Raw genomic sequence first — 25,366 nt, forward strand, 5'->3', positions numbered from 1 at the left:
ATGGCAACGTTGCTTCGTATCGCCACTGCTGGTTCCGTCGATGACGGTAAGTCCACGCTGATCGGCCGGCTGCTCTTTGACAGCAAGGCCGTCATGGAGGACCAGCTGGCCGCCGTCGAGCGCACCTCCAAGGAACGCGGCCACGGGTACACCGACCTGGCACTGGTCACCGACGGCCTGCGCGCCGAGCGGGAACAGGGCATCACCATCGACGTCGCCTACCGCTACTTCGCCACGGCCAAGCGCAAATTCATCATCGCCGACACCCCCGGCCACATCCAGTACACCCGCAACATGGTCACCGGTACCTCGACGGCGCAGCTGGCCATCGTGCTGGTCGACGCTCGCCACGGACTGCTGGAGCAGTCACGCCGGCACGCCTTCCTGGCGTCTCTGCTCGGTATCCAGCACATCGTGCTGGCCGTCAACAAGATGGACCTGATCGATTGGGACCGTGAGCGTTTCGAGAAGATTCGCGACGACTTTCACGAGTTCGTGGCCCGCCTGGACATCCAGGACGTCACCACCATCCCGCTGTCGGCGCTGGCCGGCGACAACGTGGTGACCAAGTCGGACAAGACCCCGTGGTACGACGGCCCGTCGCTGCTGAGCCACCTCGAAGAGGTGTACATCGCCGGTGACCGCAACCTCATGGACGTGCGGTTCCCGGTGCAGTACGTGATCCGGCCGCAGACCCACGAGCATGCCGACCACCGCAGCTACGCGGGCACCGTCGCCAGTGGTGTCATGCGCCCCGGTGATGAAATCATCGTTCTCCCAGCAGGGAAGACCAGCACCATCACCGCGATCGACGGACCCACCGGTCCGCTCGACGAGGCGTTCGCCTCGATGGCGGTGTCGGTCAGCCTGGCCGACGACATCGACATCTCGCGCGGCGACATGATCGCCCGTGTGCACAACCAGCCGCACACGACGCAGGAATTCGACGCCATGGTGTGCTGGATGTCCGACGACGCGGCACTCGAGCCGGGCCGGGACTACATCATCAAGCACACCACCCGCACCACGCGGGTCCGTGTTGCGGATCTGGACTACCGGCTGGACGTCAACACCCTGCACCGCGACAAGAGCGCAACGGCGTTGAAGCTCAACGAACTTGGCCGCGTCACGCTGCGCACGCAGCAGCCGCTGCTGCTCGACGAGTACTCGCGCAACTCGGTGACGGGATCGTTCATCCTCATCGACCCGGACACCAACGGCACCGTCGCCGCCGGCATGGTGCGCGACACCACGCCGGCCGCCAGTCGTTCGGCCAGCCCGAATGCCGTGCGGCACGCCAACCTCGTCACCGCCGAGGACCGGCTGTCCAAGGGCAGCACGGTGTGGTTCACCGGTCTGTCCGGCTCGGGCAAGTCGTCGGTGGCCATGCTGGTGGAGCGCAAGCTGCTCGAATTGGGCCGTCCCGCATACGTTCTCGATGGCGACAACCTGCGCCACGGGCTGAACTCCGACCTGGGCTTCTCGATGGCCGACCGTTCGGAGAACCTGCGTCGCCTCGCCCACATCGCCACGCTGCTGGCCGACTCCGGCCAGATCGTGCTGGTGCCGGCGATCAGCCCGCTGGAAGAACACCGCGAGTTGGCGCGAAAGGTCCACACGGACCAGGGATTCGAGTTCTTCGAGGTGTTCATGGACACCCCGTTGGCCGACTGCGAAGCCCGTGACCCCAAGGGCCTGTACGCCAAGGCGCGTGCCGGTGAGATCACGCACTTCACCGGTATCGACAGCCCGTACCAGCGGCCGAAGAATCCCGCTCTGGCCCTGGTGCCGGGCGATCTGGATGCCCAGGCGCAGCGCGTGGTCGACATGCTGGTGGCCGCGCGATGATCGATCACGAGGTCGCCGAGCGGCTGGCCACCCGCGCGGGTGACCTGCTGCTCGACGTGCGGGCCGAGTTCGCCACGGCCGACGCCTCCGAGCGGAAAGCCGCGGGGGACAAGCGCGCTCACGAGTTCCTGATGACGGAGCTCGCGCGGCTGCGTCCCGATGACGCGGTGCTCTCCGAGGAAGCGACGGAGGAAGAGCGGGCCAACAACGCCCGACTGACCTCCGACCGAGTGTGGATCATCGACCCGCTCGATGGCACCCGCGAGTTCTCCGAACTGGACCGTGACGACTGGGCCGTGCATGTGGCGCTGTGGGAATCCGGCGAGTTGGTCGCCGGCGCCGTGGCCCTGCCGGCACAGAACACCACGCTGCACACGCCGGAGGTGGCCGCGCCCCGTGCCGTCGACGGGCCGCCGCGCATCGTGGTGTCCCGCACCCGTCCGCCGGCCGTCGCCCTGGCGGTGCGTGACGCGCTCGACGGCGTGCTGGTCGAAATGGGTTCGGCCGGAGCCAAAGTCGCGGCGGTGATCCAGGGCCGCGCCGACGTGTACGTCCACGCCGGTGGCCAGTTCGAATGGGACTCCGCCGCCCCGGTCGCGGTGGCCCGCGCTGCCGGGTTGCACACCTCGCGGATCGACGGCTCGCCGTTGGTCTACAACCGCGAGGACCCGAAGCTGCCCGACCTCGTCGTGTGCCGGCCGGAACTGGCGGAACGGGTGTTGGCGATCACCGCGCAGTAGCTCTCAAGATCGACGAAATGGCTGTGGGAACTCAGGTTTCCGCAGCCATTTCGTTTCTCTCGGACGGTCTCGCGTTGATCGTGCGCCCTGAGGCGCGGGAAAGTCCCTGAGTGCAATCGAAGTGGTGATCTGCCACCCGATATTGCACTCAGGGACCTCTCACTGCCCGAAAAAGTACCTGGCTTCAACCGGCACGGTCGAAAGTGCCTCGTGATTGAAGCAATGGATTCGCGCGGCCGTTGAGTGCGAACTGACGTCGTAGTAGTTCGAGTAGGCATGTGCGTAGGTTCGCACTCAACGCGCTGAGTCAAAGATTGGCGTCGGGACCGAACTCTGAGCCGTGTCAGGATGCTGATGTGGGGTTCTTTGACTGCAATTGCATGCTGACCGGTGTCGACCTCAACTATGGCGGGGCTGTCGCTGTCATCCTACGAAAGACGCCCGAGGGATATGAGCCGATATCCCATGGTATTTCGGGGACGTATGACCGGCTCGGCACCATCGACGGTGTAGACGAAGACGCTGGTACTCAATTGGTGCTCGACTATTTCGTTCAGCAGCACCGCGCTGGCCGGTTCGTGGGCAGGTGGCACACCGGGAAAGACGACGACTACGTCGAGGCGATCGACGACATCGAAGTGCTACTCGGGCTCTGCGAACGGACAGGGACCATGAGTGACGAGATCGCGGACGGTTACCTGTCACCGATGGCTGCGCTCGACGAAGACGCTATCGTCCATGCGCTCATCTCGAAACCGATCTGGGATGCGATCGCCGCTGCAGGGGCGGAGGAGCCATCGCTGGAAGCCGCGTTCGGCGGTGCCCGGATCTCGCATGAAATCTACGGCGCTCGGCTGTCAGAGGTCGACGCGCACTTGCGTGCGATGGCCGCAGTCAGAACCTTTGTTGACAATCATCAACTCCGTTGGGCGACAACAGGGGAACCCGACCAGCGCTACCCGACTGAGATGGGCGGGCAATTGGGTTCCGCCGATGCGTTGGTGTTTTTGGCGGATGCACGCCGCGATTACCGTGACTCTCCGGTCGCGCTGGCTGGTCTTGATACCTACGAGGTTCACCTTCGTGACTGGATCGATCACTACGAATAGTCAGCTCGTGGCTGCCACCGAGAGCCGTTCCTTCTGCGGCGCCGGCGCCACGGTGCGCACCGCGGCGATGCACAGGACCGCGATGGCAAAGCACATCACGGTGTACCACAGGCTGCCGATCGGATCCCCATGCGCGGTAACGCCGTTGCCCGCGCCGAAGTATGCCGGCAGCGCGCTGAGCCAGAGCGCCGCCATGACCACCAGGTAGGCGACGGCGTAGCCGATCAACCAGGACGGGCTCGTGTACCGCGGCTCGGTCGGGCTGGCCACGGTCCCACGCAGCCGCCGCCACTGGGAGACGAGCGCCCAGACCGCCACGGCGCACACGGCCACCAGTTCGGCCGCGTAGGCGATGCCGCCGGCGGTGCTGCTGCCGGTCACGCCGCCGATGACGGTCGCGGGCAGCGGCAGGATCGCGGTGCCCAACGACGCCAGCACCCCGGCCACCACAGTGCGCCAGAGGATTTGGATACCGGTGAAGCGGCGGCCCCGGTCCGCGTGGCGGCCCACGAAGAACTGCACACACAACGCCAGCGACATCGGCCACAGCGCCGCGAACACCACCACGCTGGGCAGCGGCACAGAGTCGAACATCGGCTGGTTCATCGGGTTGTGCACCGACCATTCCCACCACCGCAGCTGCGGGCCCAGGTGGTCGAAGATCTCATAGAACGCGTGGTGGACGAACCCCACGCACACGGCGCCGACCAGGGTGCCGTAGCGGCGGAAAATCCCTAGGCTGCGGACGATTTCGAACGCGACGGTCGCCATCATCGGGTAGATCGCGACGATGTACAGCGGCAGCCGGCCCCACAGGAAGTCCACCGTGAACACGTTGTGCGCGAACATGGTGTCGACGCGGTCGGCGATGCCGAACGCCGCCGGAAAGTACAGTGGCGGTTCGATGATCAGCAGATAGGCCACCGCGCCGAACCACAGCGCGATGTTGGTGGCGTCACCGTGTCTGCGCCACCGGATGATTGCGTAGACCAGCGCCAGAATCGCGCCGGTGATGACTGTCAGCTCGAGGACCGGCAGGGTCCAGTTCTCCAGCTGCAGGGGATTGCGGACCTCGAGCAGGCCGCCGGCGGTCTGGCAGGAAAACCCAAGGCGCCCGGCAAGGTCTGCGAAAGTCGAGGAACACAGGTCAGACATTGGCGGCCTGCTTTCCGGCGGTGTACCAGTGGGTGACGTCGTAGCCGGCGTCATAGCGCTCGAACCACTCGGCCGCCAGCGCGGGCAGCTTCTCGTGCTCCGGATTGTGGCCCGGGATCTGGCTGCGCACGATGCCCGACAGCGCAGTCAATTGCTCGCGGACCGGGAGATCGTGGAACGCGCTGGTGAACGGTCCGAAGTCCGGAATCCGGCCCAGCCGCTTCAACACCGTGTTCTTGCGGCGTTCCAGCGCGAACGCCGACAGCGCGTCGACCTTGCGTACCTCCAGCGGCAGATGCTTGTTGAACCCGTTGCACGCCATGCGGATGCAGTCCATCACGTGCTTGAAGATCGACGGCGCCACCCGCATGCGGTACCACGGATCGTCGACGAGGCCGTTGTAGATGATCAGCGCCGAGCTGCGGTGCTCGACCTCTTCGACGAAGTGCCACAGGAACAGGGATGCGACGCGGTCGTCGCCCGGTGCGAACAGGGTGTCGTCATGGTCGAGCATCAACTTGAAGACCGGCGTGAACGTCGCCTCCAGGTCGGCGGTGTAGGCCAGCCGGTATTTGAGGGGTTTGTTGGCGACCAGGTCGTCGAACGCGGCGATGACCTCGTCGAGGGTCTCTTTGAGCTCCGGATGGGCCTTGATGAGGCCGCGCGCATGTGCCCGGTGGGCCATCGAATGCTGCCCCTCCTGCCGGACGAAGGCGTCGGCCTCTTCGGCGATCACCGGGTCGGTCAGCAGCGGCTTGGCCTCGGCCATGGTGCTGACGATCATCTTCTCGAACGCAATTGCCAAGAAGGACACGGCATTTGCCATTGCGGAGAACGCGGGGTTGGTCTCGTTCCAGAGGAACGGCACGGGGTGGTCCGCGAAAGCGAACCGCATCTTGCGGACCTGGAGATCGGTCATTGGGCACCTCGATCAGTAATCATACAAACTATGTCGCCTGTGTATGGTTACAGTGTCGGCTCGCATCCGTCAATGCCCGCGGCGATGTCAGCCGTGTACCGTCCGGCGGATGGCACGCAAACGTCGCGGTTGGGCTGGGGAGCCGCCCGCCGATGACGAGGAGGCGACCCGGCGGATCGTCGCCGCGGCTGTCGAGCTGCTGTCCGCGACGGGCACCGCGATCACCATCGCCGATGTCGCCGAGTCGCTCGGTGTCATCCGGCAGACGGTGTACCGGTACTTTCCGACGGCCGACGAGCTGATGCGGGCCGCCGCCATCGCTTCGGTCGCAGGCTTCCTGGATCAGCTCAGCGAGCACGTGCGGGGGATTCATGATCCCGCGGACGCGATGACCGAGGGTGTCCTCTACACACTCGACGCCGTGGCCCGGACACCACACCTGGGCATCCTGATGTCGGCGCCGTACGTCGGCGCGCACAGCAGCGACATGGCTTCTGCCGAGGCGCAGGACTTCGGCATGCAGATGATCACCCGATTCGATGTCGACTGGGCCGACTACGGATACGACGACGCGGCGCTGCGCGAGCTGGTCGAATTCACGCTGCGCATCATGCTGTCCTACTTTCTCGCGCCGGCCGGGGACGGCCGAACTCCCGACGAGTTGCGGTCCTTCATCCGGCGTTGGCTGGGCGCGGCGATTCTCGGCCAGCGGTCCGCCGGAGCCGGCTGAGCCAGCGGTGGCGATCAGCGCCGGTCAGGGCTACTTTGTGTTGGTATGAGCACACATCTGTCCACTCGTCGTTTGATGGCCGCGGCCGGCGGGGCCGCCCTCCTTGCGATGGGCGTGCTCACCGCAGGCTGCAGCAACAACGGCGGGCAGTCGCCGTCGACCACCACGACGACCACGCCGTCGACGTCTGCTTCGGTGGTGCCGACCGAGAAGAGCATCAGCCCGACCGGAGGCAACCTGTTCAGCCCGGGCGTCACCGCGCCGGGCGCGCCGAACGTGGCACCCGGTCTGCATCCGGGGATCAACGGCAACAACTGACTGCCGACGAAAATCGGCTCCTGGAAACATCTTTGAGCCACTAGGCTCACAAGATGACTCGCCCAACCCTGCGTGAATTGTCCAGCCTCCCCGTCGAACCGGTTCGTCTGGCGGACTCGGCTCTGGTCTTGATCGACTGCCAGAACACCTACACGCAAGGGGTGATGGAGCTCGAGGGCGTGCAGGCCGCGCTCGATGAGACCGCCGCGTTGCTCGACCGTGCCCGCACCGCAGGCATTCCCGTCATCCATATCCAGCACGATGACGGGCCGGGTTCGCTGTACGACATCGGCGCCGATATCGGTGCGATCGTCGACCGGGTGGCTCCGCGCGGCGACGAGCCGGTGATCGTCAAGCAGTTCCCGAACTCGTTCGTGCAGACCGATCTGGATGAGCGGCTCAAGGGCCTCGGCGCGTCGAACCTGGTGCTCGCCGGGTTCATGACGCACATGTGCGTGAACTCCACCGCACGCGGTGCGTTCAGCCTCGGGTACGCGCCGACGGTCGTGGCCGCGGCGACGGCGACCCGCACCTTGGCCGGGCCCGACGGTCAGGCCGTGCCGGCCGCGGCGCTGCAGGCGGCGAGCCTCGCGGGGCTGGCCGATCTGGTGGCGGTGGTGGCACCCAACGCGGCCGGTATTCCGGACTAATCCGGCCTGGAATGGCATGATTGGCTGATGCGGATGTCAGCCAAGGCGGAGTACGCCGTCCGCGCCATGGTCGAATTGGCCGCCGCCGAGACGGGCGTGCTGGTCAAAACCGAGGACCTGGCCAAGGCACAAGGCATCCCCGCGCAGTTCCTGGTCGATATCCTGACCAACCTGCGCACCGACCGTTTGGTGCGCAGCCACCGCGGCCGCGACGGCGGCTACGAGCTGGCCCGGCCGGCCGCGGACATCAGCATCGCCGATGTCCTGCGCTGTATCGACGGTCCATTGGCGAGCGTGCGGGACATGGGCCTCGGCGACCTGCCGTACTCCGGACCGACGGCGTCGCTCACCGATGTGTGGCGCGCCCTGCGCGCCAGCATGCGTTCGGTGCTCGAACAGACCAGCCTCGCCGACGTGGCCGCCGGTAACCTGCCCGACCACGTCAGCGAGCTGGCCGGCGACTACCGCACGCAGGAAGCCCGCCGCGGCCACTCCTAGCCGACTTCGCGCGAGCGGCCGCGTTTGTACGCCAACACGCCGCAATTGGTGTGCATTTTGCGCACCTTCGCGGCCGCCGAGCGTGCGCCAGGCCGGACTGAATTCCTCTCGGGCGAGTTTCCGGCGATCGTCGATCTACGTGCGACGGACGGCCTGATAACCTCGGACGCAGCGCTGGTCCCGGCAAGGCTTTGTTCCTTGAGATCAGGCGCGTAGGCCGTGGCTTGAATTGCCGGCCGGCATGAACCGTTTGTGCGGCTCCGCACATCTCACGCGCTCGCCGCACTTTCACCTTCAGGGCCGAAGACCATCGGCCGATGCCGCAGTGCAACTATTCGGCACCTGAAATCGCAAGCACAACAGAATATTTCGATATCCACGCCAACAGAATCGAGCTGACAATGACGACATGGTCGATACCGCAAATCACTACCGGGTCCGAACGCCGGTTGTTGGAGAGCGCGCTGGACCGCAACCGCGCTGAACTGGTCAACACCGTGCGCGGACTGCCGGAAGTCGATGCCCGTCGCCGCCTCGTTGCGTCAATGACCACCCCGGTCGGGCTGCTCAAGCACGCGGCGGTCGCCGAGCGAATCTGGTTCCAGCACATCCTCGGCGGGTTCCCGGATAGTGAATGCGGCGGCGGTACGACGGCGGGCGATACCAGCTTCATCGTCGATGGCGATGAGGCGGTGGCCGACGTGATCGCCGAATTCGAAAGTGCCAGTGCACGTTCCCGCGCTATCGCCGCCCAGTTCGATCTCGACGAAATCAGAACCCATCCGCACCTTGGCGAGGTCAACCTGCGATTCATCTACTTGCTCGCGATCGAGGACTTCGCGCGTCACGCGGGTCACGGCGACATCCTGCGCGAGCAGATCGAGCATTCTCGCGTTGGTGAGGAGTGACGATGTCGCTGACTGCGTTGTCACGAAACGGCATTGCCCGCCGCGGCGATCCCCGCGATCAGCATTCGTAGCCCGCCGTCGAAATCGTCTTCGACCGACACGGTCGTGGCGACCTCGGACAGCGCGGCGATGTGCGGGTACTGCCCTCCGGCCGCCGACCCGATGCGGGCCGCAGTCTCCGCCGCATCCCCGGAGAACGGTCCGGCCAGTTGAGCTTGCGCAGACCCCGTGACCAGGCCCAGCACGGCGTGAAACGCCGAGAGCCGGCCGGCGTCTGACAGGCCCGCTCGGCCCAGTGCGCCGACGAGCGCGTCGGCGATGGCGAACCCGGTGGCCGACGCCATTCGCCGGGTCAACACGAGGGGGATGGCGGCCGGGTGGGCGCGCACCCCGCGCCACATCGCGGACGCCGTCGCATGTACGTCGGCCGCCCAGTCGTCGGTGGGTTCGGGCACGACGATGCCGGCGGCCACGGCGGCGACAACCAGTTCCTCCAGGCCCTCCTTGTCGGCGACGTAGTTGTACATCGTCATCGGCCCGGTGCCCAGTGCGGCTGCCAGGGACCGCATGCTCAGCGCCGCCAAACCGGATTCATCGACTATTCGCAGTGCGGCCGAAGCGATTTCGTCCGTGGTGAACCGTGCGCGCATGAGCAACCCCTTGACAAGTACGTCGTACGTGTTGAAGTGTAGTCGATACGTACAGTGTACTTATGTGAGGAGTTGTGATGACATCAGCGATCCCGGTCGAGCGGTTGGATTTCGTCAGCGGTGGTGACCGTTGTGCCGCGTGGCTCACGTTGCCGTCGGCGCCAGGGCCGCACCCCGCGGTGGTCTTGGTCCACGGTCTCGGCGCCACCCGCGACATGATGCTGCCGCAGTACGAGCAGCACTTCGCCGCGGCGGGCATTGCCACCTTGTCCTTCGACTACCGGTTCACCGGAGAATCCGGAGGTCAACCGCGGCAACATATTTCGATTCCCGAACAATGCCGTGACGTCGCCGCCGCGATCGACTTCCTGCAGCGGCACCCAGAGGTCGATGCGGACCGAATCGGCTTGTGGGGCACGAGCCTCGGCGGCATGAACGTCGTGCGGGTGGCCGGCAGCCGGAACGATATCGCCGCTGCGGTGGTGCAATGTGCCATCACGCACGGGCCGGCGGCGGCCGGGACCGCCGGTCTCCGCGGCGCGCTGCGGCTGACGCCGGCGATCATCGACGACGCGGTGCGCGCGGTGTTCCGGCGCAGCCGTCGCTACGTGCCCATTGTCGGGCAGCCGGGGACCGTCGCACTCGTGACGGTCGCCGGTGCGGAGGACGGCTGGCGCTCGACGGTGCCGGCCGGCGCGACCTTCGACAACCGGATCACGGCGGTCGACGCCGCACTGTTGATCACGAGGTCGGCGCTGCGCTACGCGGCGACGGTGCAAGCGCCGCTACTGGTGTGCGTCTGCGATGACGAGACGCTGATGGATCCGCGCTACGCAGAAGCGGTGGCGCATCAGGCGCCGCGTGGGGTTGCCCGGCACTACGACTCCGACCACTTCGCCATCTACCATCCGCCGCTGGTGCGACGAGTGCTCGACGACCAGCTCGCCTTCCTGACGGAGCATCTCTGATGTCGGCGCGTGATCTGTTGCGCGCCAACGACGAACGCTTCGCCGGCGTAGTCGCCGGCTTGACACCCGACGAATGGGCGGCGCCGAGCCTCTGTGCGGACTGGAGCAACCGCGAGGTGCTGGCGCATCTGGTGGTCGGGTGCAGTCATCCGGTCGGCGGGTTCCTCGGCGCGCTGGTGCGGCACGGGAACTTCGATCGTGCCAACACCGCCGTCGCCAAGGAACGTGCACGAAGCTGCGGCATCGACAGTCTGCTGGACGATTTCCGGGCCGTCAGCGCGCGCCCGGCGGGAGTCGGCAGGTACTTTCCGGCGCAGCTCCTGATCGGCGACCACATCACCCATGAGTTGGACATCCTGTTCGCCGTCGGCCGCGAACCGGACATCCCGCCCCAGCTCCTGAATGCCGTGCTGGACACCCAGGTGGCTTTTCCGAACCCGTTCGTCCCGGCATACCGCAACAGTCAGGGGCTGCAGCTCGTCGCCGTCGACACCGGATGGCGTCACGGCGACACCGGGCCGACCGTGGAAGGCACCGCCGCCGAGCTGATCTCGGTGCTGGGCAACCGGCCCAAGGTGTTGCCCCGACTACGGGGTGTGGGTGCCGAGTTGCTGGCCGACCGGGTGCTCAGCCGCCTGAGCCGTACGGCCGGGTGATGATCTCCAGGTAATGCCCGCTCGGGTCCTGGAAGTAGACGCCCCGACCACCGTCGTTGTGATTGATCTCGCCGGGATGCTGTCCGCGCGGGTCGGCCCAATGTTGCAGCCCGCGTTCACGAATCCGGTCGTAGATCGCGGTGAATTCGTCCTCCGACACCAGAAACGCGTAGTGCTGCGGGAGGACGGCGGTGCTCTCCGGCAGCTGGGCGAAATCCAAGTTGACGCCGTGGTTCAGTTCGACGGCGAGGAAGGGCCCGGCTTCTCGGGCGGAAGGCAATCCGAAGAGCTCGGTGAAGAAGGTGGCCGCGGCCGAGCGGTCGGTCGAGTGGACGATGGTGTGGTTGAAGGTGATGGCCATATCCCTCTGTTCTACTCGTCCACGCGCGCCGCGTCACTGCCGGTGTGAGCGGTCCGTGCCTGTCATGATCTAGGTATGGCGTTCGACCTGCGTGAGCTGGCAGTTCCGGTGATCGTCGCGCCGATGGCCGGCGGGCCGACGACGCCCGAACTGGCCGCGGCGGGCTCCTCGGCCGGTGGTCTGGGATTCGTGGCCGCCGGCTACCTGACCGCAGGGGCGCTCGCCGATCGCATCACCGCCGCCCGCGCGCTGACCACCGGCCCGCTGGGTGTGAATCTCTTTGCCTCCCAACCCAGTACCGTCTCGCCTCGCGAGATCGAGCGCTACGCCGCCGACCTCGCCGGCGAAGCCACCCGGTACGGGACCGCACTCGGCGCTCCGACATTCAACGACGACGATTGGGCGGCCAAGCTCGACGTGGTCGCCGACTTGCGGCCCGACGTCGTGTCGTTCACCTTCGGCGGACCCACCGCCGACGAGTGCGCGCGATTGCGGCAGGCCGGCATCACCACGGTCGCGACGGTCACCACGGTGGCCGAGGCCCAGCTCGCGGTGGCCTCCGGCGTCGACGCCCTCGCCGTGCAAGGCCCCGGCGCCGGCGGCCACCGCGGCACCTACGACCCGCTGGCCGTGCCCGCCACGCAGCCGCTGACCGAGCTGTTGGCCGACGTGCTCGCCGCCACGGAAATGCCGGTCGTCGCGGCCGGCGGGCTGATGACTGCCGACGATGTCGCCGCCGTGATCGCGGCCGGCGCGGTGGCCGCGCAACTCGGTACGGCGTTTCTGCTCGCCGACGAGTCCGGCTCCAGTCCGGTGCACCGCGCCGCGCTCGTCGACCCGAGGTTCACCGAAACCGTGGTCACCAAGGCATTCTCGGGGCGCTACGCCCGCGGACTCCGCAACCGGTTCATCGACGAGCATGACGAGCAGGCCCCGCTGGGCTATCCGGAGGTGCACTACCTCACCAGCCCGGTGCGCAAGGCCGCGGTGGCGGCCGGCGATCCGGACGGGACAAATGTGTGGGCGGGTACCGGATTCCGGAGAATCCGGTCGGGGTCGGTCGCCGACATCATGGCCGGGCTCGGATGAGCGTCGTGAAAGGAACAGGCATGCGAACCGTTGTCGCGATCCCGTTGGCGGTGGCGTGCGCCTGGCCGATCACTGTCGCCCATGCCGACCCCGTTCAGGTTCCGCGTTGTGCCAGTGCGCAATTGACGCCGAGCCTCGGCCCGCCCGATGGTGCCGCCGGAACCACGTTCTATCCGTTGATCCTGAAGAACACCGGCGACGCCCCGTGCAGCATGTCGGGTTATCCGGCGGTGTCCTTCATCTCGGGCTCCGACAACCATCTGGTCGGCGTCGCCGCGAGCCAGGACGCGGAATCCATCATCGGTGTCGTGGTGATCTCACCCGGTCAGGCGACCTCGGCGAACCTCGGCATCGTCAACGCGGGCAACTTCCCAGCCGACTGTAATGCGGTGCCGGTCAGCGGTTTACAGGTCAACCTGCCGGGGGAGTCCGATCCGGTCATCATCGGTCACGCTGATACCGCTTGTGCCAGTACGGCGTACCCGACGTTGCGGGTGGGGCCGTTCACCGGCGCGTAGCGATGGAGATGCTGCCGTCATCGGTCCGTGCGGTGATCTGAGCGACGGCGCGGGCCGGGTCCTCGGTCTGCGGAACCCGCACCTTCGCGTGATCGCCGGCCTGTGCCCGAACCAGGTACGGACCGCCCGGCGGCACGGTGATGTCGATGTCCGAGTCCCGATTGGTGACGTCCACGGTGCGCGGGGCAACCTCACGGAAGTCCACGCCGATGTGTCCGTCGGTGGACTCGGCGATGAAGGCATCGGTGACGACGATCGGGGCGCGGGTCTGGATGTCGCCGCTCTGCGTGTGGATTTCGATCCGGCGGGCGTTGCCACCGAGCACGACGGCGCCGTCGGTGTTGTGCACGATCAGTTGATCCAGGTCGGTCTGGCTGAGCATCACGCCGACCTGTTGTTTGGTGGTCACCGAAAGCCGGTGTGCGACGTCAGGTGGCAGCGTCACCATGATTTCCCCGGGCGGACCGAAGTCGAACAGCGGGGACGGCTCACCGGTCACCGTGAGGCTGACGGCGCTGCCATTCCGGGTGACCTTCAACGCCTGATGGTCGTCTTTCGCGGTGTTGAGCAGGCGCATCCGGACCCGCGGTTCACTGACGTTGCGGTCGCTGGTGATCCGGATGGCTGTCGGCATGTCGCCGGTGTCGATCGTCAGGGAGTTGAAGTCGGCCGGCAGGGTCTCGGACTCGGCGGCGACGCGCACCGAGCTGATGCCCCAGGCCAGTCCGCCGATCCCGGCGGCCGCCGACAGCGTCACCACGACGGCGGTGACCACCAGCAGCGAGCGGATCGCCGAACGGCCACCCGGGGTCAGCTCAGGCGGCGCACCGGTGTCGGCCAGCGGTGCGGTATCCAGATTCGAAGTCATGGAAAGTCCTTTTCTCTCTTCAGGATTCGAGATAACGCAAGACGGCGAGGACACGCCGGTTCTCGCTGTCGTCGGGGGTCAGGTCCAGCTTGGTGAAGATCGAGGCGATGTGCTTCTCCGCGGAGCCGACCGAGATGTGCAGCAGCGCGGCAATTGCCGAGTTGGTCTTGCCTTCGGCCATCAGCTGCATCACCTCTTGCTCACGTGGGGTGAGCACGGCCAGGGTGGAGCGGCGGTGCGTGCGCACCAGGATTTGTGACACCACTTCGGGGTCCAGGACGGTGCCGCCGCTGCCCACCGTGGTGACGGCGTCCAGGAACGCCGGGACGTCGGCCACCCGGTCCTTGAGGAGGTAGCCGAAACCCCTTGTGTCGGAAGTGATCAGATCGGCCGCGTACCGTTCTTCGACATAGTGTGACAGCACCAGAACCGGCGACTCGGGATTCTGGCTGCGGAGCAGCGCGGCGGCGCGGATGCCCTCGTCGGTGAAGGTCGGCGGCATCCGGACGTCGACGATGACGAGGTCTGGCTGATGCTCGTTGACGGCACGCAGCAGCTCCGTGGCATCGGGCACCCCGGCCAGCACATCGTGGCCGGCGTCGATCAGGATGCGCTCGATTCCCGCGCGCAGCAGAGCCGAATCCTCGGCGATCACAATGCGCATGGCAGTACCGCCGTCACGGTCGTCGTACCGGTTTCGGGGCTCGAGACGGCGAAGGTGCCCCGCGCCGCGCGCACCCGCTCACCGAGTCCGCGCAGGCCCGTCGTGTCGTCGCCAGTGCTCTGGGCTCCGCCGATACCGTCGTCGAACACCGAGATGTGCAACTGGTCGGTGGGCTCGTGGTAGCGCACCGTCACCACGGCGTGGGTTGCCCGGGCGTGCTTCGCGATGTTGGTCAACGACTCGGCGACGACGAAGTATGCGCACGACTCGACCTCATCGGAAAAGCGTTTCGGCAGTTGCAGTTCCAGCGTCACCGGCACGCCCGCGGTTTCGGTGCGCTGCACCACTGCCGACAGGGCGGCGTCGAGCCCGCGGTCGGCCAGGATCGTCGGGGCGATGCCGCGCACCACATTTCGCAGTTCGAGGAGTGCGGCTTTGGCATCGTCGTGTGCTTCGGCGATGAGCTTGCGGGCTTCGGGTAGGTCGGAGTCGAGCTTGGTCTGGGCGAGCCCGATCGTCATTGCGAGCGATACGAGCCGGGGCTGCACGCTGTCATGCAGGTCGCGTTCGATGCGGTGCCGTTCGGTGGATGCCGACGACACCGCGCCGCGGCGGGCCTGGTGCAGGGCGCTGACCTCGTGCTGCAGTGCTGCCGTCGGGGACGCCGGCAGCAGCCACCGGTCGATGACGGCGTCCACGCGGGGGCCGAACACCAGGATGGCTCCGGCGGCGGCCAGCGCGATGACGGCCAGCAGCCAGGACAGCGGCGGGGAGATGAAGCTGAGCCCGGCGGCGGTATCGCTGTTGTGGATCGCGGTGGCCGCGGCAGGACCGATCAGCGCGAAGGCCAGTAGGGCGAACGCCAAGCCGACCGCGAAGATGTCGAAGACCATGCGCAGATAGCTGTGCGCCAACACCTTCCAGAACCGGCCACTGCTGACGTCCAACCACAGCTGATGCGCCCATCCTTGAAAACCGCTGTAGGGCGTCATCTTTCGGTACGGGACGGCGATTCCGAAGCCGAAGATCGCTTCGCTGCGTACCCGCTCCACCCGGTCGGTGGCGCGGACGGCGTACACGAACAACACCCCGCCGAACACCGTTCCGATCACCGACGGAATCGAGGTGACGGCGAGGATGAGAAGGGACAGCGGTATCCAGAACCAGATCATGCCGGCCACGGCGCCGACGATCATCGACGACGTGGGGACGACACCGAGGTCTGATGCGCGCTGCACCGGCGGTGCCGGTGTCGGATATGTCGGCTCGGCCGACGCGGGGCCTGTAGCGGTTGCGACCATGCCTCCAACTTAGGCACCGGCGGAGTCCGGAGACACGGCGTTTTCCTGCGACTGTTGTGGGGGTTTACCCCCGCCCGGTAGGCCAACCCGCACCTCGCGATGGACGCGCGTGCCAGAATCGGCTGTGTGCAGATCGGGATGACGATGCCAGTGATGGAGTCCAACCTCGACGCGGCCACGCTCACCGCGTGGGCCCGCGTGATCGACGGCGGGCCTTTCTCGTCGCTGTGTTGGGGTGAACGCATCGCTTTCGACAATCCGGATTCACTCACCCTGCTCGGTGCGCTCGCCGCCTGGACGGACCGGGTCCGACTGGTCACCACGGTGATCGTCCCGCAACTACATGATCCGGTGATGCTGGCGAAAGCGCTGGCCACCGGTGACTTGCTCAGTGGTGGACGGCTCACCGTCGGGATCGGCGTCGGAGGCCGTCACGAGGATTACCACGCCGTCGGCGCCGACCCCAAGACCCAGACCATGCGCGGCATGGCCGAACGCGTCGCCTTGATGAAGCGGGTTTGGGCGGGGGAGAAGCTCACCGAATCGGTTCTGCCCGTTGGCCCGCAGCCGGTACAACCCGGTGGTCCGAAGCTGCTCGTCGGCACCATCGGCTCGAAAACCATACGCAGCGCGGCGAATTGGGCCGACGGGATGGCGGGCACCACGCTGGACCTCAGCGTGGACCGCGAGAGCGAGCTGTTCGATGTCGCCCGCGCCGCGTGGGCCGAGGCGGGAAAGCCCAAGCCGCACTTGGCCACCTCGTTCTGGTTTGCCCTCGGCAAGGGTGATGAGCCGCGCAACCAGGTGCACCGTCACCTGCGCCGGTACATGAACTGGATTCCCGAGGAGTACGTCGACGCGATGGCGCCGACGACGGGCTGGGCCGGCACCGAGGACGAATTGCTCGACGTGCTACAGAAATTCGATGACATCGGTGCCGACGAGGTACATCTGATTCCGACCAGTTCGGACATTGACCAGCTGCGCCGGGTGGCCGACGTGGTCAGGGACTTCACCGGAGAGGCATCCCTATGACCCGTGCGTCCGACGTACTGGCCGGCCTGCCGCAGGTGCGGGTGTGGCAGGAGGACCTCTACCGGGATCTGCATCAGCATCCGGAGTTGTCGCACCAGGAACATCGCACCGCAAAGCTGGTGTCGGACAAGCTGACAGGGCTCGGCTATCAGGTGACCGAGGGTGTCGGCGGCACCGGTGTGGTCGGCATTCTGCACAACGGTGACGGCGCCTCGGTGTTGATGCGCGCCGACATGGACGCGCTGCCGGTCGCCGAGGCTACCGGGCTGACCTATGCCAGCACGGTCCGGGCCACCGATGCCGCAGGCAAGGACGTGCCCGTCATGCACGCATGCGGCCACGACACTCACGTCACCTGTCTGCTCGGTGCGGCCGCGCTGCTCGCCGACGGGCGAGATCACTGGCAGGGCACCGCGATCGCGTTGTTCCAGCCGGCCGAAGAGGTCGGTGGCGGTGCCGCGGGCATGGTCGCCGACGGCCTGGCGGACATCGTCGGCAAGGTCGACGTGGCCCTGGGCCAGCACGTCGGCCCGGCGCCCGCCGGACTGGTCGGCACCCGCAGCGGGCCGGTTCTGGCCGCCGCCGACAGCATCCGCGTGACGGTGTACGGGCGCGGCGGTCACGGGTCCATGCCGCATGCCTGCATCGATCCGGTGGTGCTGGCCGCCATGATCGTGGTCCGGCTCCAGACGGTCGTGTCGCGTGAAGTCGCACCCACCGAGACTGTCGTGCTCACCGTCGGCAGTATCAATTCGGGCACCAAGAGCAACATCATCGGTGACCACGCGGTGCTCGAACTGAACCTGCGCACCTACGACGAAGCGGTCCGCACCGCCGTCATCGCCGCGATCAAGCGCATCGTCGTCGCCGAATGCCAGGCGTCGGATTCACCGAAAGAGCCGGAATTCGATTTCTACGACCAGTTTCCGGTGACCGACAACGACGAGGCCACCACCACCCGTGCGCATGACGCATTCGTCGAGCACTTTGGCGACCGGGTGCTGACGATCCCGCCGGCTTCGGCCAGTGAGGATTTCAGTGACATCCCCAATGGTCTCGGCGTGCCGTACACCTACTGGATGTTCGGCGGTATCGATGCCGCCGAGTTCACCCGCGCGGCCGAGGCCGGCCGGATCAGCCAGGACATCCCGGTGAACCACTCGCCGACGTTCGGCCCGGTCATTCAGCCGACGCTGGACACGGGCACCGAGGCGCTCGTGGTGGCAGCGTTGGCCTGGTTGTAACCCTTTGGGCGGTAGGCGATCTCGAAGAGGCACGCCGCCAGCACGCAGAGTGCGATGGCTTCGATCATCTGGATGACCAGCATCGTCCACGTGGTGTGCGCGACCGCGACGAAGAACTGCATGTTCGGGATGACGACGAACAGCCCGCCCCAGACGCCCCACCACGCCGCCTTGCCCAGCCCGCGGCCCGGGTACAGCCGTAAGAACATGAAGCACAGCATCGTCAGCTGCAGCAGGTAGGTGAAGAACAGGAACGGGAACAGATCCATGATCTCCGCCAGCGGGCGCTGCGGGTAGTCGATCGCGGGGTAGCTGTTGCCAAACAGCACCGGCCCCAACGTCTTGTGAAAGACGACATCCAAAATGAAGGTCAGGATCGACACCGGCACCGCGATCCCCAAGAAGCGTCCCCACCCGAATTGCTTGCCCATGACGTCCTTCCGATCTCGAGATTCGGCTCGTTCCTATCCCGGTTGGGCACGCAGCGGATGTCGACATCCCGGCAGCCGGGCAATTACTGACTGATGATCTGGGCGAAGTGCGTTTGACCTGCGGTGCAACGAGGTAACCTCCGCGTGGAGACTGCCTGGAGGCACGAAGGGGAGTAACGGTGAAGATCAAACTTGCAGCCCCGGTCGGCATTGCCGCAATCGTGGTCGGCTTGGCCGGCGTGACGGCGGGTCCGGCTTCGGCGGCCAACAACATCAAGCCGTTCGGACAGCAGGAGGCGCTGAACGAAATCGGCTACACGGTCAAGGGCCTGAAGCCGAGTTCGGACCCCGTGCCCCACAACGGCCAGCTCTACTCAGCGACCGTGAAAGTGGAAGGACTCGGAGGCTGGGCGAACCCCATCACCGCGTTCTTCAACGCTCGAGCCGAGAGCGGAGCGAACTATCGGGTGATCGGCGGCGGTCTGCCGTCGGCACCTCCCGGCGCGACGACGACCGGAAAGCTCTACTTCGACGTCGTCGGTGACGTCCCGAACAGCGTCGTCTACAACGACGGCATGCAGGACCTGATGGTCTGGGTGCCCGGTGCGCCGGTTGGTGGTACGCCCAGTGACGCCGCGGACATGGACGAAGGCCCGGTCGGGACCAGCGAGATCATCAGCGCGCCGCCTGCCGAGAGTGCGGCACCTGCCGAGGGTTCGCCGACGGGCGGCAATCTGTTCACCCCTGACGTCATCGCGCCGTCCCCCTTCGAGCTCACTCCGGCGGACGTGGCTTCGCCGGGGTACAACTCCGGTAGCGGACGCCGCTGATTCCTACGAACAGAAGTCGCCCGATTCCTGACGGACGTCAGGCGGATTCTCGCAGTCCCACACGCCGCTGGTGCGGCGGCAGCGGGCGGCTACCAGTGCTGCGATTCGTCGGTTCGTGATCCGGTCCGTCGTCGTCGGAGTTTGTTGGCGAGAACAGACTGCGCCGGAGGGCTTGGGGATTCTTGGGCGACAAGGCGTGCGGAGCCGCACGTGATAGGTCGGAAAGTGCCCCCGGCAGGATTCGAACCTGCGGCCTTCTGCTCCGGAGGCAGACGCTCTATCCCCTGAGCTACGGGGGCGCTTGATGCTGGCGAGCCAGCGGCGCCGTTGGGCGATCACAGACTAGCGCATCGGTGGCCCGCCTCCCGAATCGGTGCGGACCGCCTATCGACCAGCGGACGACCGATGACAAGCGTGAGCAGCTCAGCCCATAGGATGGACCCCCGTGACCCCCGCCGATCTGGCTGAACTGCTAAAGAACACCGCCGCCGCGGTCCTGGTCGAACACGGCCTGGACCTCGCCGCGCTGCCCGAAACAGTGGTGATCGAGCGTCCGCGTAACCCCGAGCACGGCGATTACGCCACCAACCTGGCGTTGCAGCTGGGCAAGAAGGTCGGCGTCAACCCGCGTGACCTGGGCGAATGGCTGGCCGAGGCGCTGATCAACGCGGACGGCATCGCAGACGCGAGCATTGCCGGTCCGGGCTTCGTGAACCTGCGCATCGAGGCGTCCGCGCAGAGCGTCGTCGTCCTCAACGTCCTGGGCGGCGGCGCCAGCTACGGCACGTCCGAGGAGCTCAAGGGCCGTCGCATCAACCTGGAGTTCGTCTCGGCGAACCCGACGGGACCCATCCACATCGGCGGCACCCGCTGGGCCGCTGTCGGTGACGCGCTGGGCCGTCTGCTGGCCACGCAGGACGCCACCGTCACGCGTGAGTACTACTTCAATGACCATGGCGGGCAGATCGACCGTTTCGCCCGCTCGCTGGTTGCGGCCGCCAAGGGCGAGCCGGCGCCGGAGGACGGCTACGGCGGCGACTACATCAAGGACATCGCGGCCGACGTCGTGGCCAAGCGGCCCGACGCGCTGAGCCTGCCGGCCGATGAGTGCCAGGAAGTCTTCCGCGAGCTCGGCGTGGACCTGATGTTCTCATCGATCAAGCAGTCGCTGCACGACTTCGGCACGGACTTCGACGTGTACACCCACGAAGACTCCATGCACACCTCGGGCCGGGTGCAGCAGGCCATCGACAAGTTGCGCGACAACGGCTCGATCTATGAGCAGGACGGCGCAATCTGGTTGCGCACCACCGACTTCGGTGACGACAAGGACCGCGTCGTCATCAAGAGCGACGGCAACCCGGCATACGTCGCCGGCGACATCGCGTACTACCTGGACAAGCGCCAGCGCGGGTTCGACCTGTGCATCTACATGCTCGGCGCCGACCACCACGGCTACATCGGCCGCCTGAAGGCCGTCGCCGCCGCGCTGGGGGAGGACCCCGCCACGGTCGAGGTGCTGATCGGCCAGATGGTCAACCTGGTCAGGGACGGCCAGCCGATGCGCATGAGCAAGCGCGCCGGCACCGTGATCACGTTGGAAGACCTGGTCGACGCCATCGGCGTGGACGCGGCCCGATACGTGCTGATCCGGTCGTCGGTGAACAGCCCCATCGACATCGATCTGGGGCTGTGGGCCAGCGCGTCCAACGAAAACCCGGTCTACTACGTGCAATACGCGCACGCCCGGCTGTCGGCCCTGGCGCGCAACGCCGCCGACCTCGGCCTGCAGTCGGACCTCGGGCACCTCGATCTGCTCAGCCACGATCGCGAAGCCACGCTGATGCGCACCATCGGCGAGTTCCCGCGCGTGCTCAAAACCGCTGCGGCCCTTCGTGAACCGCACCGCGTGTGCCGGTACCTGGAAGACCTGGCCGGTGACTACCACCGGTTCTACGACTCCTGCCGGGTGCTCCCGATGGGCGACGAAGAGCACAACGACCTGCACCGGGCGCGGCTCGCGCTGTGCGCGGCGACCCGCCAGGTCATCGCGAACGGTCTGCACATCCTCGGCGTCAGCGCTCCGGAGCGGATGTGAGCGGGCAGTCCACCGGCACCGCGGTGCCGGAGAAGCCACGGACGCCCGACGAGGTCAACCTGTTGGCGTCGAATGTTTGGCCGCGCAACCTCGTTCGTAACCCGGACGGTCAGGTCAGCATCGCCGGCGTGACGGTCGGTGCACTGGCCGAGCAGTTCGGCACGCCGCTGTTCGTCATCGACGAGGACGACTTCCGGTCGCGTTGCCGCGAGATCGCCGACGCGTTCGGTGGCGGCGAGCACGTGCACTACGCCGGAAAGGCGTTCCTGTGCGCCGAGATTGCCCGATGGGTCGCGCAGGAGGGCCTGTGCCTGGACGTCGCCACCGGCGGCGAGCTGGCCGTGGCGCTGCATGCCGAGTTCCCGGCCGAGCGAATCACGGTGCACGGCAACAACAAATCGGTCCCTGAGCTGACCGCCGCGGTCAAGGCCGGCGTCGGGCACATCGTGCTCGACTCCGAGATCGAGATCGAGCGCCTGGAGGCCATCGCCGGTGCGGCAGGCGTCGTGCAGGACGTCCTGGTCCGCGTGACCCCCGGTGTCGAGGCGCACACCCACGAATTCATCTCCACCGCCCACGAGGACCAGAAGTTCGGTCTCTCGCTGGCCAGCGGCGCGGCGATGGAGGCGGTGCGCAAGGTCTTCGCGACCGACAACCTGCGGCTGGTCGGCCTGCATTGCCACGTCGGCTCCCAGATCTTCGACGTGGCCGGGTTCGAGATCGCCGCGCACCGCGTCATCGGCCTGCTGCGCGACGTCGTCGCCGAATTCGGTGTCGAGAAGACCGCGCAGATGTCCGTCATGGATCTCGGTGGGGGACTGGGCATCTCGTACCTGCCCAGCGACGACCCGCCACCCATGAAGGAACTGGCCGACAAGCTCAAAGCCATCGTGAAGGCCGAGTCCGAGGCCGTCGGGCTGCCCACGCCCAAGCTCGTCGTGGAGCCCGGCCGCGCCATCGCCGGCCCCGGCACCATCACGCTCTACGAGGTCGGCACCGTGAAAGACGTTGCGGTGTCGGCCGACAAGTACCGGCGCTACGTCAGTGTCGACGGCGGCATGAGCGACAACATCCGGCCGTCGCTGTACGACGCCCAGTACGACGCCCGGCTGGTTTCGCGCGCCGGCGACGCTCCGGCGACGCTGGCCCGGATCGTCGGAAAGCATTGCGAGACCGGCGACATCATCGTCCGGGACACTTGGGTGTCCGATGATCTCGCACCCGGTGATCTACTGGCAGTCGCCGCCACCGGCGCCTACTGCTATTCGATGTCCAGCCGGTACAACCTGCTGACCCGTCCCGCCGTCGTCGCGGTGAAGGACGGCAACGCACGCCTGATCTTGCGCCGGGAGACCGTCGAAGACCTGTTGAGCCTGGAGGTGAGTGGTCAATGAGTGAAAAGCCAATCGGCGTAGCAGTTCTCGGACTCGGGAACGTCGGGACCGAGGTGGTCCGGATCATCAACGACAGCGCCGACGACCTGGCCGCTCGCATCGGTGCGCCGCTCGAGTTGCGCGGCGTCGGCGTGCGCAAGGTCGCCAAGGGCCGCGGCGTGCCTGTCGACATGCTCACCGATGACATCGAGGCGCTGGTTTCGCGCGACGACGTCGACATCGTCATCGAGCTCATGGGACCCGTCGAGCCGGCCCGCAAGGCCATCATGGCCGCGCTGGAGCAGGGTAAGTCGGTGGTCACCGCCAACAAGGCGCTGATGGCGCAGTCCACCGGTGAACTGGCCCAGGCGGCCGAAAAGGCCCGCGTGGACCTGTATTTCGAGGCGGCCGTGGCCGGCGCGATCCCGGTGATCCGCCCGCTGACCCAGTCCCTCGCGGGTGACGTAGTGCTGCGGGTGGCCGGCATCGTCAACGGCACCACCAACTACATCCTCTCGGCGATGAGCGAGACCGGCGCCGACTACGCCGACGCACTCGCCGAAGCCGGTGTGCTGGGTTACGCCGAGGCCGACCCGACCGCCGACGTCGAGGGCTACGACGCCGCCGCCAAGGCCGCCATCCTGGCGTCCATCGCGTTCCACACCCGGGTCACCGCCGACGACGTCTACCGCGAGGGCATGACCAAGGTCAGCGCCGCGGATTTCGAGTCCGCCAAGGCGCTGGGCTGCACCATCAAGCTGCTCGCCATCTGCGAGCGCCTCACCACAGGCAAAGGCAAGCAACGGGTTTCGGCCCGGGTCTACCCGGCGCTGGTGCCGCTCGAGCACCCGCTGGCCTCGGTCAGCGGCGCATTCAACGCCGTGTTCGTCGAGGCGGAAGCGGCCGGTGAGCTGATGTTCTACGGGCGGGGTGCGGGCGGTGCCCCGACTGCGTCGGCCGTCATGGGTGACGTGGTCATGGCGGCGCGCAACCGCGTACAGGGTGGCCGTGGCCCGCGCGAGTCCAAGTACGCCAAGCTGCCCATCGCGCCCATCGGCGCCATCGAAACCCGCTACTACGTCAGCATGAACGTCGCGGACATCCCGGGTGTGTTGTCCTCCGTCGCCGCCGAATTCGCCAAGCGCAAGGTGAGCATCGCCGAGGTCCGCCAGGAGGGCATGGAGGACGAGTCCGGGCAGCGCAGCGGCGCCCGCATCGTCGTCGTCACCCACCGGGCCACCGATGAAGCCTTGTCGGAAACCGTTGCGGCCCTTGCTGATCACGAAGCGGTGCAGAGCATCAACAGTGTGCTGCGCATGGAAGGAACGAGTAAATGAGCGTGCACAAGCCGTGGCCCGGCCTGATCGAGGCCTACCGGGACCGTCTGCCCGGCACGGAGAACTGGACACCGGTCACCCTGCTCGAGGGTGGCACCCCGCTGATCCACGCCAAGCGGCTGAGTGAACTGACCGGTTGCACAGTGCATTTGAAGGTCGAGGGGCTCAACCCGACCGGTTCGTTCAAGGACCGTGGCATGACCATGGCCGTCAGCGACGCGGTGGCCCGCGGCCAGAAGGCCGTGCTGTGCGCATCCACCGGCAACACCTCGGCCTCTGCGGCCGCCTACGCCGCGCGCGCAGGCATCACCTGCGCGGTGCTCATCCCGCAGGGCAAGATCGCCATGGGCAAGCTGGCGCAGGCAGTCATGCACGGCGCCAAGATCATTCAGGTCGACGGCAACTTCGACGACTGTCTGGAACTGGCGCGCAAGCTGACCGCCGAGTACCCGACCATCGCCCTGGTCAACTCCGTCAACCCGGTCCGCATCGAGGGGCAGAAGACGGCGGCGTTCGAGATCGTCGACGCGCTCGGCACCGCTCCCGACGTGCACTCGCTGCCGGTCGGCAATGCCGGCAACATCACCGCCTACTGGCGCGGTTACAGCGAATACCACCGTGACGGCGTCTCCGACCGGTTGCCCCGCATGCTCGGCACGCAGGCCGCCGGCGCGGCGCCGCTGGTGCTCGGCGAGCCCGTCAAGAACCCCGAGACCATCGCGACCGCGATCCGAATCGGTTCTCCGGCATCGTGGGACGGTGCCGTGGCGGCCAAGGAGCAGTCGGACGGCCGCTTCCTCGCCGCCACCGACGAAGAAATCCTGGCCGCGTACCACCTGGTCGCCAAGGCCGAAGGCGTGTTCGTCGAGCCCGCGTCGGCCGCCAGTATCGCCGGCCTGCTCAAGTCCATCGAGGACGGCTGGGTCAAGGCCGGCTCGACCGTGGTCTGCACCGTCACCGGCAACGGCCTCAAGGATCCCGACACCGCCCTCAAGGGCATGCCCGAGGTCAAGGCCATCCCGGTCGATCCGACTGCAGTGGTCGAACAGCTCGGACTGGTCTGACGCC

27 protein-coding genes and 1 tRNA gene are annotated in these 25,366 nt (G+C 66.9%); 19 read left to right on the plus strand and 9 right to left on the minus strand.

Annotated elements, in window-relative coordinates; genetic code table 11:
* The 3 genes from cysN to ACWW1C_RS06390 all read left to right on the plus strand — a co-directional run bounded on the left by cysN (position 1) and on the right by ACWW1C_RS06390 (position 3,697).
* Positions 1 to 1,848: a sulfate adenylyltransferase subunit CysN gene (gene cysN, locus ACWW1C_RS06380; RefSeq protein ID WP_455982651.1), complete on the plus strand. Its 1,848-nt coding sequence runs from the start codon at positions 1 to 3 to the stop codon at positions 1,846 to 1,848.
* A complete protein-coding gene (locus ACWW1C_RS06385) occupies positions 1,845 to 2,588 on the plus strand; it encodes a 3'(2'),5'-bisphosphate nucleotidase CysQ (protein ID WP_455982652.1) in 744 nt (247 codons plus the stop codon). The genes cysN and ACWW1C_RS06385 overlap by 4 nt, the downstream gene beginning before the upstream one ends.
* A gap of 380 nt (positions 2,589 to 2,968) precedes the next feature.
* Positions 2,969 to 3,697 carry a hypothetical protein gene (locus ACWW1C_RS06390; protein WP_455982653.1) on the plus strand — a complete coding sequence of 243 codons (729 nt, stop codon included), beginning with the start codon at positions 2,969 to 2,971 and terminating at the stop codon, positions 3,695 to 3,697.
* Here ACWW1C_RS06390 and ACWW1C_RS06395 read toward each other — a convergent pair whose 3' ends face one another.
* On the minus strand, positions 3,698 to 4,852 hold the full coding sequence (locus ACWW1C_RS06395) for a hypothetical protein (RefSeq protein ID WP_455982654.1): 1,155 nt from the start codon (positions 4,850 to 4,852) through the stop codon (positions 3,698 to 3,700). It abuts the gene before it with no gap.
* Entirely contained in the window at positions 4,845 to 5,771 is a 927-nt protein-coding gene (locus ACWW1C_RS06400) for a metal-dependent hydrolase (protein WP_455982655.1), read from the minus strand. The genes ACWW1C_RS06395 and ACWW1C_RS06400 overlap by 8 nt, the downstream gene beginning before the upstream one ends.
* A 109-nt stretch (positions 5,772 to 5,880) precedes the next feature.
* Between ACWW1C_RS06400 and ACWW1C_RS06405 the strand changes: the two genes are divergently transcribed.
* The 5 genes from ACWW1C_RS06405 (at position 5,881) to ACWW1C_RS06425 (ending at position 8,875) form a co-directional block, all read left to right on the plus strand.
* Positions 5,881 to 6,501: a TetR/AcrR family transcriptional regulator gene (locus ACWW1C_RS06405; RefSeq protein WP_455982656.1), complete on the plus strand. Its 621-nt coding sequence runs from the start codon at positions 5,881 to 5,883 to the stop codon at positions 6,499 to 6,501.
* A 45-nt stretch (positions 6,502 to 6,546) separates the two neighbouring features.
* Positions 6,547 to 6,819 (plus strand): hypothetical protein, encoded by a 273-nt coding sequence (locus tag ACWW1C_RS06410; RefSeq protein ID WP_455982657.1) that lies wholly within the window; start codon positions 6,547 to 6,549, stop codon positions 6,817 to 6,819.
* Positions 6,820 to 6,872: 53 nt separating this feature from the next.
* The gene (locus ACWW1C_RS06415; protein ID WP_455982658.1) at positions 6,873 to 7,469 is read left to right on the plus strand and encodes a cysteine hydrolase family protein; all 597 of its coding nucleotides are present in this window, start codon (positions 6,873 to 6,875) and stop codon (positions 7,467 to 7,469) included.
* A gap of 27 nt (positions 7,470 to 7,496) precedes the next feature.
* Complete coding sequence (locus ACWW1C_RS06420; protein WP_455982659.1) at positions 7,497 to 7,967, plus strand: Rrf2 family transcriptional regulator; 471 nt, start codon at positions 7,497 to 7,499, stop codon at positions 7,965 to 7,967.
* A gap of 317 nt (positions 7,968 to 8,284) precedes the next feature.
* Entirely contained in the window at positions 8,285 to 8,875 is a 591-nt protein-coding gene (locus ACWW1C_RS06425) for a DinB family protein (protein WP_455982660.1), read from the plus strand.
* Between the two features lie 20 nt (positions 8,876 to 8,895).
* Here ACWW1C_RS06425 and ACWW1C_RS06430 read toward each other — a convergent pair whose 3' ends face one another.
* Positions 8,896 to 9,525: a TetR/AcrR family transcriptional regulator gene (locus ACWW1C_RS06430; RefSeq protein WP_455982661.1), complete on the minus strand. Its 630-nt coding sequence runs from the start codon at positions 9,523 to 9,525 to the stop codon at positions 8,896 to 8,898.
* Positions 9,526 to 9,602: 77 nt separating this feature from the next.
* Between ACWW1C_RS06430 and ACWW1C_RS06435 the strand changes: the two genes are divergently transcribed.
* Positions 9,603 to 10,493 (plus strand): alpha/beta hydrolase, encoded by an 891-nt coding sequence (locus tag ACWW1C_RS06435; protein WP_455982662.1) that lies wholly within the window; start codon positions 9,603 to 9,605, stop codon positions 10,491 to 10,493.
* Positions 10,493 to 11,149, plus strand: a complete 657-nt coding sequence (locus ACWW1C_RS06440) for a maleylpyruvate isomerase family mycothiol-dependent enzyme (protein ID WP_455982663.1) — start codon at positions 10,493 to 10,495, stop codon at positions 11,147 to 11,149. Before ACWW1C_RS06435 ends, ACWW1C_RS06440 begins: the two co-directional genes overlap by 1 nt.
* On the opposite strand, the gene ACWW1C_RS06445 is transcribed toward ACWW1C_RS06440, so the two are convergent.
* Positions 11,121 to 11,510, minus strand: coding sequence for a VOC family protein (locus ACWW1C_RS06445; protein WP_455982664.1), 390 nt, complete (start codon positions 11,508 to 11,510; stop codon positions 11,121 to 11,123). The genes ACWW1C_RS06440 and ACWW1C_RS06445 overlap by 29 nt on opposite strands.
* Before the next feature lie 75 nt (positions 11,511 to 11,585).
* Between ACWW1C_RS06445 and ACWW1C_RS06450 the strand changes: the two genes are divergently transcribed.
* Together ACWW1C_RS06450 and ACWW1C_RS06455 are read left to right on the plus strand one after the other, a co-directional pair.
* Positions 11,586 to 12,599, plus strand: a complete 1,014-nt coding sequence (locus ACWW1C_RS06450) for a nitronate monooxygenase (protein WP_455982665.1) — start codon at positions 11,586 to 11,588, stop codon at positions 12,597 to 12,599.
* Between the two features lie 20 nt (positions 12,600 to 12,619).
* Complete coding sequence (locus ACWW1C_RS06455) at positions 12,620 to 13,117, plus strand: DUF4232 domain-containing protein (RefSeq protein ID WP_455982666.1); 498 nt, start codon at positions 12,620 to 12,622, stop codon at positions 13,115 to 13,117.
* Here the strand turns inward: ACWW1C_RS06455 and ACWW1C_RS06460 are convergent.
* Genes ACWW1C_RS06460 through ACWW1C_RS06470 form a run of 3 tightly spaced genes read right to left on the minus strand, consistent with a single transcriptional unit; the run spans position 13,104 to position 15,950 of the window.
* On the minus strand, positions 13,104 to 13,985 hold the full coding sequence (locus tag ACWW1C_RS06460) for a DUF4097 family beta strand repeat-containing protein (RefSeq protein WP_455982667.1): 882 nt from the start codon (positions 13,983 to 13,985) through the stop codon (positions 13,104 to 13,106). The two genes, ACWW1C_RS06455 and ACWW1C_RS06460, sit on opposite strands and share 14 nt — an antisense overlap.
* 19 nt (positions 13,986 to 14,004) lie before the next feature.
* A complete protein-coding gene (locus tag ACWW1C_RS06465) occupies positions 14,005 to 14,649 on the minus strand; it encodes a response regulator transcription factor (protein ID WP_455982668.1) in 645 nt (214 codons plus the stop codon).
* Complete coding sequence (locus ACWW1C_RS06470; RefSeq protein WP_455982669.1) at positions 14,637 to 15,950, minus strand: sensor histidine kinase; 1,314 nt, start codon at positions 15,948 to 15,950, stop codon at positions 14,637 to 14,639. Before ACWW1C_RS06470 ends, ACWW1C_RS06465 begins: the two co-directional genes overlap by 13 nt.
* Positions 15,951 to 16,088: 138 nt before the next feature.
* Between ACWW1C_RS06470 and ACWW1C_RS06475 the strand changes: the two genes are divergently transcribed.
* A complete protein-coding gene (locus ACWW1C_RS06475; RefSeq protein ID WP_455982670.1) occupies positions 16,089 to 16,985 on the plus strand; it encodes an LLM class flavin-dependent oxidoreductase in 897 nt (298 codons plus the stop codon).
* The gene (locus ACWW1C_RS06480; RefSeq protein WP_455982671.1) at positions 16,982 to 18,229 is read left to right on the plus strand and encodes an amidohydrolase; all 1,248 of its coding nucleotides are present in this window, start codon (positions 16,982 to 16,984) and stop codon (positions 18,227 to 18,229) included. Before ACWW1C_RS06475 ends, ACWW1C_RS06480 begins: the two co-directional genes overlap by 4 nt.
* Here the strand turns inward: ACWW1C_RS06480 and ACWW1C_RS06485 are convergent.
* The gene (locus tag ACWW1C_RS06485; protein ID WP_455982672.1) at positions 18,169 to 18,660 is read right to left on the minus strand and encodes a hypothetical protein; all 492 of its coding nucleotides are present in this window, start codon (positions 18,658 to 18,660) and stop codon (positions 18,169 to 18,171) included. The two genes, ACWW1C_RS06480 and ACWW1C_RS06485, sit on opposite strands and share 61 nt — an antisense overlap.
* A gap of 179 nt (positions 18,661 to 18,839) precedes the next feature.
* Between ACWW1C_RS06485 and ACWW1C_RS06490 the strand changes: the two genes are divergently transcribed.
* On the plus strand, positions 18,840 to 19,490 hold the full coding sequence (locus tag ACWW1C_RS06490) for a DUF1942 domain-containing protein (protein WP_455982673.1): 651 nt from the start codon (positions 18,840 to 18,842) through the stop codon (positions 19,488 to 19,490).
* Positions 19,491 to 19,716: 226 nt separating this feature from the next.
* Here the strand turns inward: ACWW1C_RS06490 and ACWW1C_RS06495 are convergent.
* Positions 19,717 to 19,789: transfer RNA gene (locus ACWW1C_RS06495), tRNA-Arg, on the minus strand.
* Between the two features lie 146 nt (positions 19,790 to 19,935).
* On the opposite strand from ACWW1C_RS06495, the gene argS reads away from it, so the two are divergent.
* The 4 genes from argS to thrC are packed head-to-tail and all read left to right on the plus strand — an operon-like array spanning position 19,936 to position 25,362.
* Positions 19,936 to 21,588 (plus strand): arginine--tRNA ligase, encoded by a 1,653-nt coding sequence (gene argS, locus ACWW1C_RS06500; RefSeq protein WP_455982674.1) that lies wholly within the window; start codon positions 19,936 to 19,938, stop codon positions 21,586 to 21,588.
* Positions 21,585 to 22,982, plus strand: a complete 1,398-nt coding sequence (gene lysA / locus ACWW1C_RS06505; protein WP_455982675.1) for a diaminopimelate decarboxylase — start codon at positions 21,585 to 21,587, stop codon at positions 22,980 to 22,982. Before argS ends, lysA begins: the two co-directional genes overlap by 4 nt.
* Positions 22,979 to 24,298: a homoserine dehydrogenase gene (locus tag ACWW1C_RS06510; protein WP_267315177.1), complete on the plus strand. Its 1,320-nt coding sequence runs from the start codon at positions 22,979 to 22,981 to the stop codon at positions 24,296 to 24,298. The genes lysA and ACWW1C_RS06510 overlap by 4 nt, the downstream gene beginning before the upstream one ends.
* Positions 24,295 to 25,362, plus strand: a complete 1,068-nt coding sequence (thrC, locus tag ACWW1C_RS06515; protein WP_455982676.1) for a threonine synthase — start codon at positions 24,295 to 24,297, stop codon at positions 25,360 to 25,362. Before ACWW1C_RS06510 ends, thrC begins: the two co-directional genes overlap by 4 nt.
* Positions 25,363 to 25,366: the final 4 nt, after the last annotated feature.

The sequence above is a fragment of the Mycobacterium sp. HM-7 genome (assembly GCF_053852335.1).

Coding starts and splice junctions, on each gene's coding strand:
- ACWW1C_RS06435 (WP_455982662.1), top strand. CDS start 9,603: ATGACATCAGCGATCCCGGTCGAGCGGTTGGATTTCGTCAGCGGTGGT.
- ACWW1C_RS06430 (WP_455982661.1), bottom strand. CDS start 9,525: ATGCGCGCACGGTTCACCACGGACGAAATCGCTTCGGCCGCACTGCGA.
- ACWW1C_RS06470 (WP_455982669.1), bottom strand. CDS start 15,950: ATGGTCGCAACCGCTACAGGCCCCGCGTCGGCCGAGCCGACATATCCG.
- ACWW1C_RS06455 (WP_455982666.1), top strand. CDS start 12,620: ATGCGAACCGTTGTCGCGATCCCGTTGGCGGTGGCGTGCGCCTGGCCG.
- ACWW1C_RS06410 (WP_455982657.1), top strand. CDS start 6,547: ATGAGCACACATCTGTCCACTCGTCGTTTGATGGCCGCGGCCGGCGGG.
- ACWW1C_RS06420 (WP_455982659.1), top strand. CDS start 7,497: ATGCGGATGTCAGCCAAGGCGGAGTACGCCGTCCGCGCCATGGTCGAA.
- ACWW1C_RS06460 (WP_455982667.1), bottom strand. CDS start 13,985: ATGACTTCGAATCTGGATACCGCACCGCTGGCCGACACCGGTGCGCCG.
- ACWW1C_RS06480 (WP_455982671.1), top strand. CDS start 16,982: ATGACCCGTGCGTCCGACGTACTGGCCGGCCTGCCGCAGGTGCGGGTG.
- ACWW1C_RS06400 (WP_455982655.1), bottom strand. CDS start 5,771: ATGACCGATCTCCAGGTCCGCAAGATGCGGTTCGCTTTCGCGGACCAC.
- thrC (WP_455982676.1), top strand. CDS start 24,295: ATGAGCGTGCACAAGCCGTGGCCCGGCCTGATCGAGGCCTACCGGGAC.
- ACWW1C_RS06425 (WP_455982660.1), top strand. CDS start 8,285: ATGCCGCAGTGCAACTATTCGGCACCTGAAATCGCAAGCACAACAGAA.
- ACWW1C_RS06450 (WP_455982665.1), top strand. CDS start 11,586: ATGGCGTTCGACCTGCGTGAGCTGGCAGTTCCGGTGATCGTCGCGCCG.
- ACWW1C_RS06510 (WP_267315177.1), top strand. CDS start 22,979: ATGAGTGAAAAGCCAATCGGCGTAGCAGTTCTCGGACTCGGGAACGTC.
- ACWW1C_RS06390 (WP_455982653.1), top strand. CDS start 2,969: ATGCTGACCGGTGTCGACCTCAACTATGGCGGGGCTGTCGCTGTCATC.
- ACWW1C_RS06405 (WP_455982656.1), top strand. CDS start 5,881: ATGGCACGCAAACGTCGCGGTTGGGCTGGGGAGCCGCCCGCCGATGAC.
- ACWW1C_RS06415 (WP_455982658.1), top strand. CDS start 6,873: ATGACTCGCCCAACCCTGCGTGAATTGTCCAGCCTCCCCGTCGAACCG.
- ACWW1C_RS06485 (WP_455982672.1), bottom strand. CDS start 18,660: ATGGGCAAGCAATTCGGGTGGGGACGCTTCTTGGGGATCGCGGTGCCG.
- ACWW1C_RS06445 (WP_455982664.1), bottom strand. CDS start 11,510: ATGGCCATCACCTTCAACCACACCATCGTCCACTCGACCGACCGCTCG.
- ACWW1C_RS06475 (WP_455982670.1), top strand. CDS start 16,089: ATGACGATGCCAGTGATGGAGTCCAACCTCGACGCGGCCACGCTCACC.
- ACWW1C_RS06440 (WP_455982663.1), top strand. CDS start 10,493: ATGTCGGCGCGTGATCTGTTGCGCGCCAACGACGAACGCTTCGCCGGC.
- ACWW1C_RS06465 (WP_455982668.1), bottom strand. CDS start 14,649: ATGCGCATTGTGATCGCCGAGGATTCGGCTCTGCTGCGCGCGGGAATC.
- cysN (WP_455982651.1), top strand. CDS start 1: ATGGCAACGTTGCTTCGTATCGCCACTGCTGGTTCCGTCGATGACGGT.
- ACWW1C_RS06395 (WP_455982654.1), bottom strand. CDS start 4,852: ATGTCTGACCTGTGTTCCTCGACTTTCGCAGACCTTGCCGGGCGCCTT.
- ACWW1C_RS06385 (WP_455982652.1), top strand. CDS start 1,845: ATGATCGATCACGAGGTCGCCGAGCGGCTGGCCACCCGCGCGGGTGAC.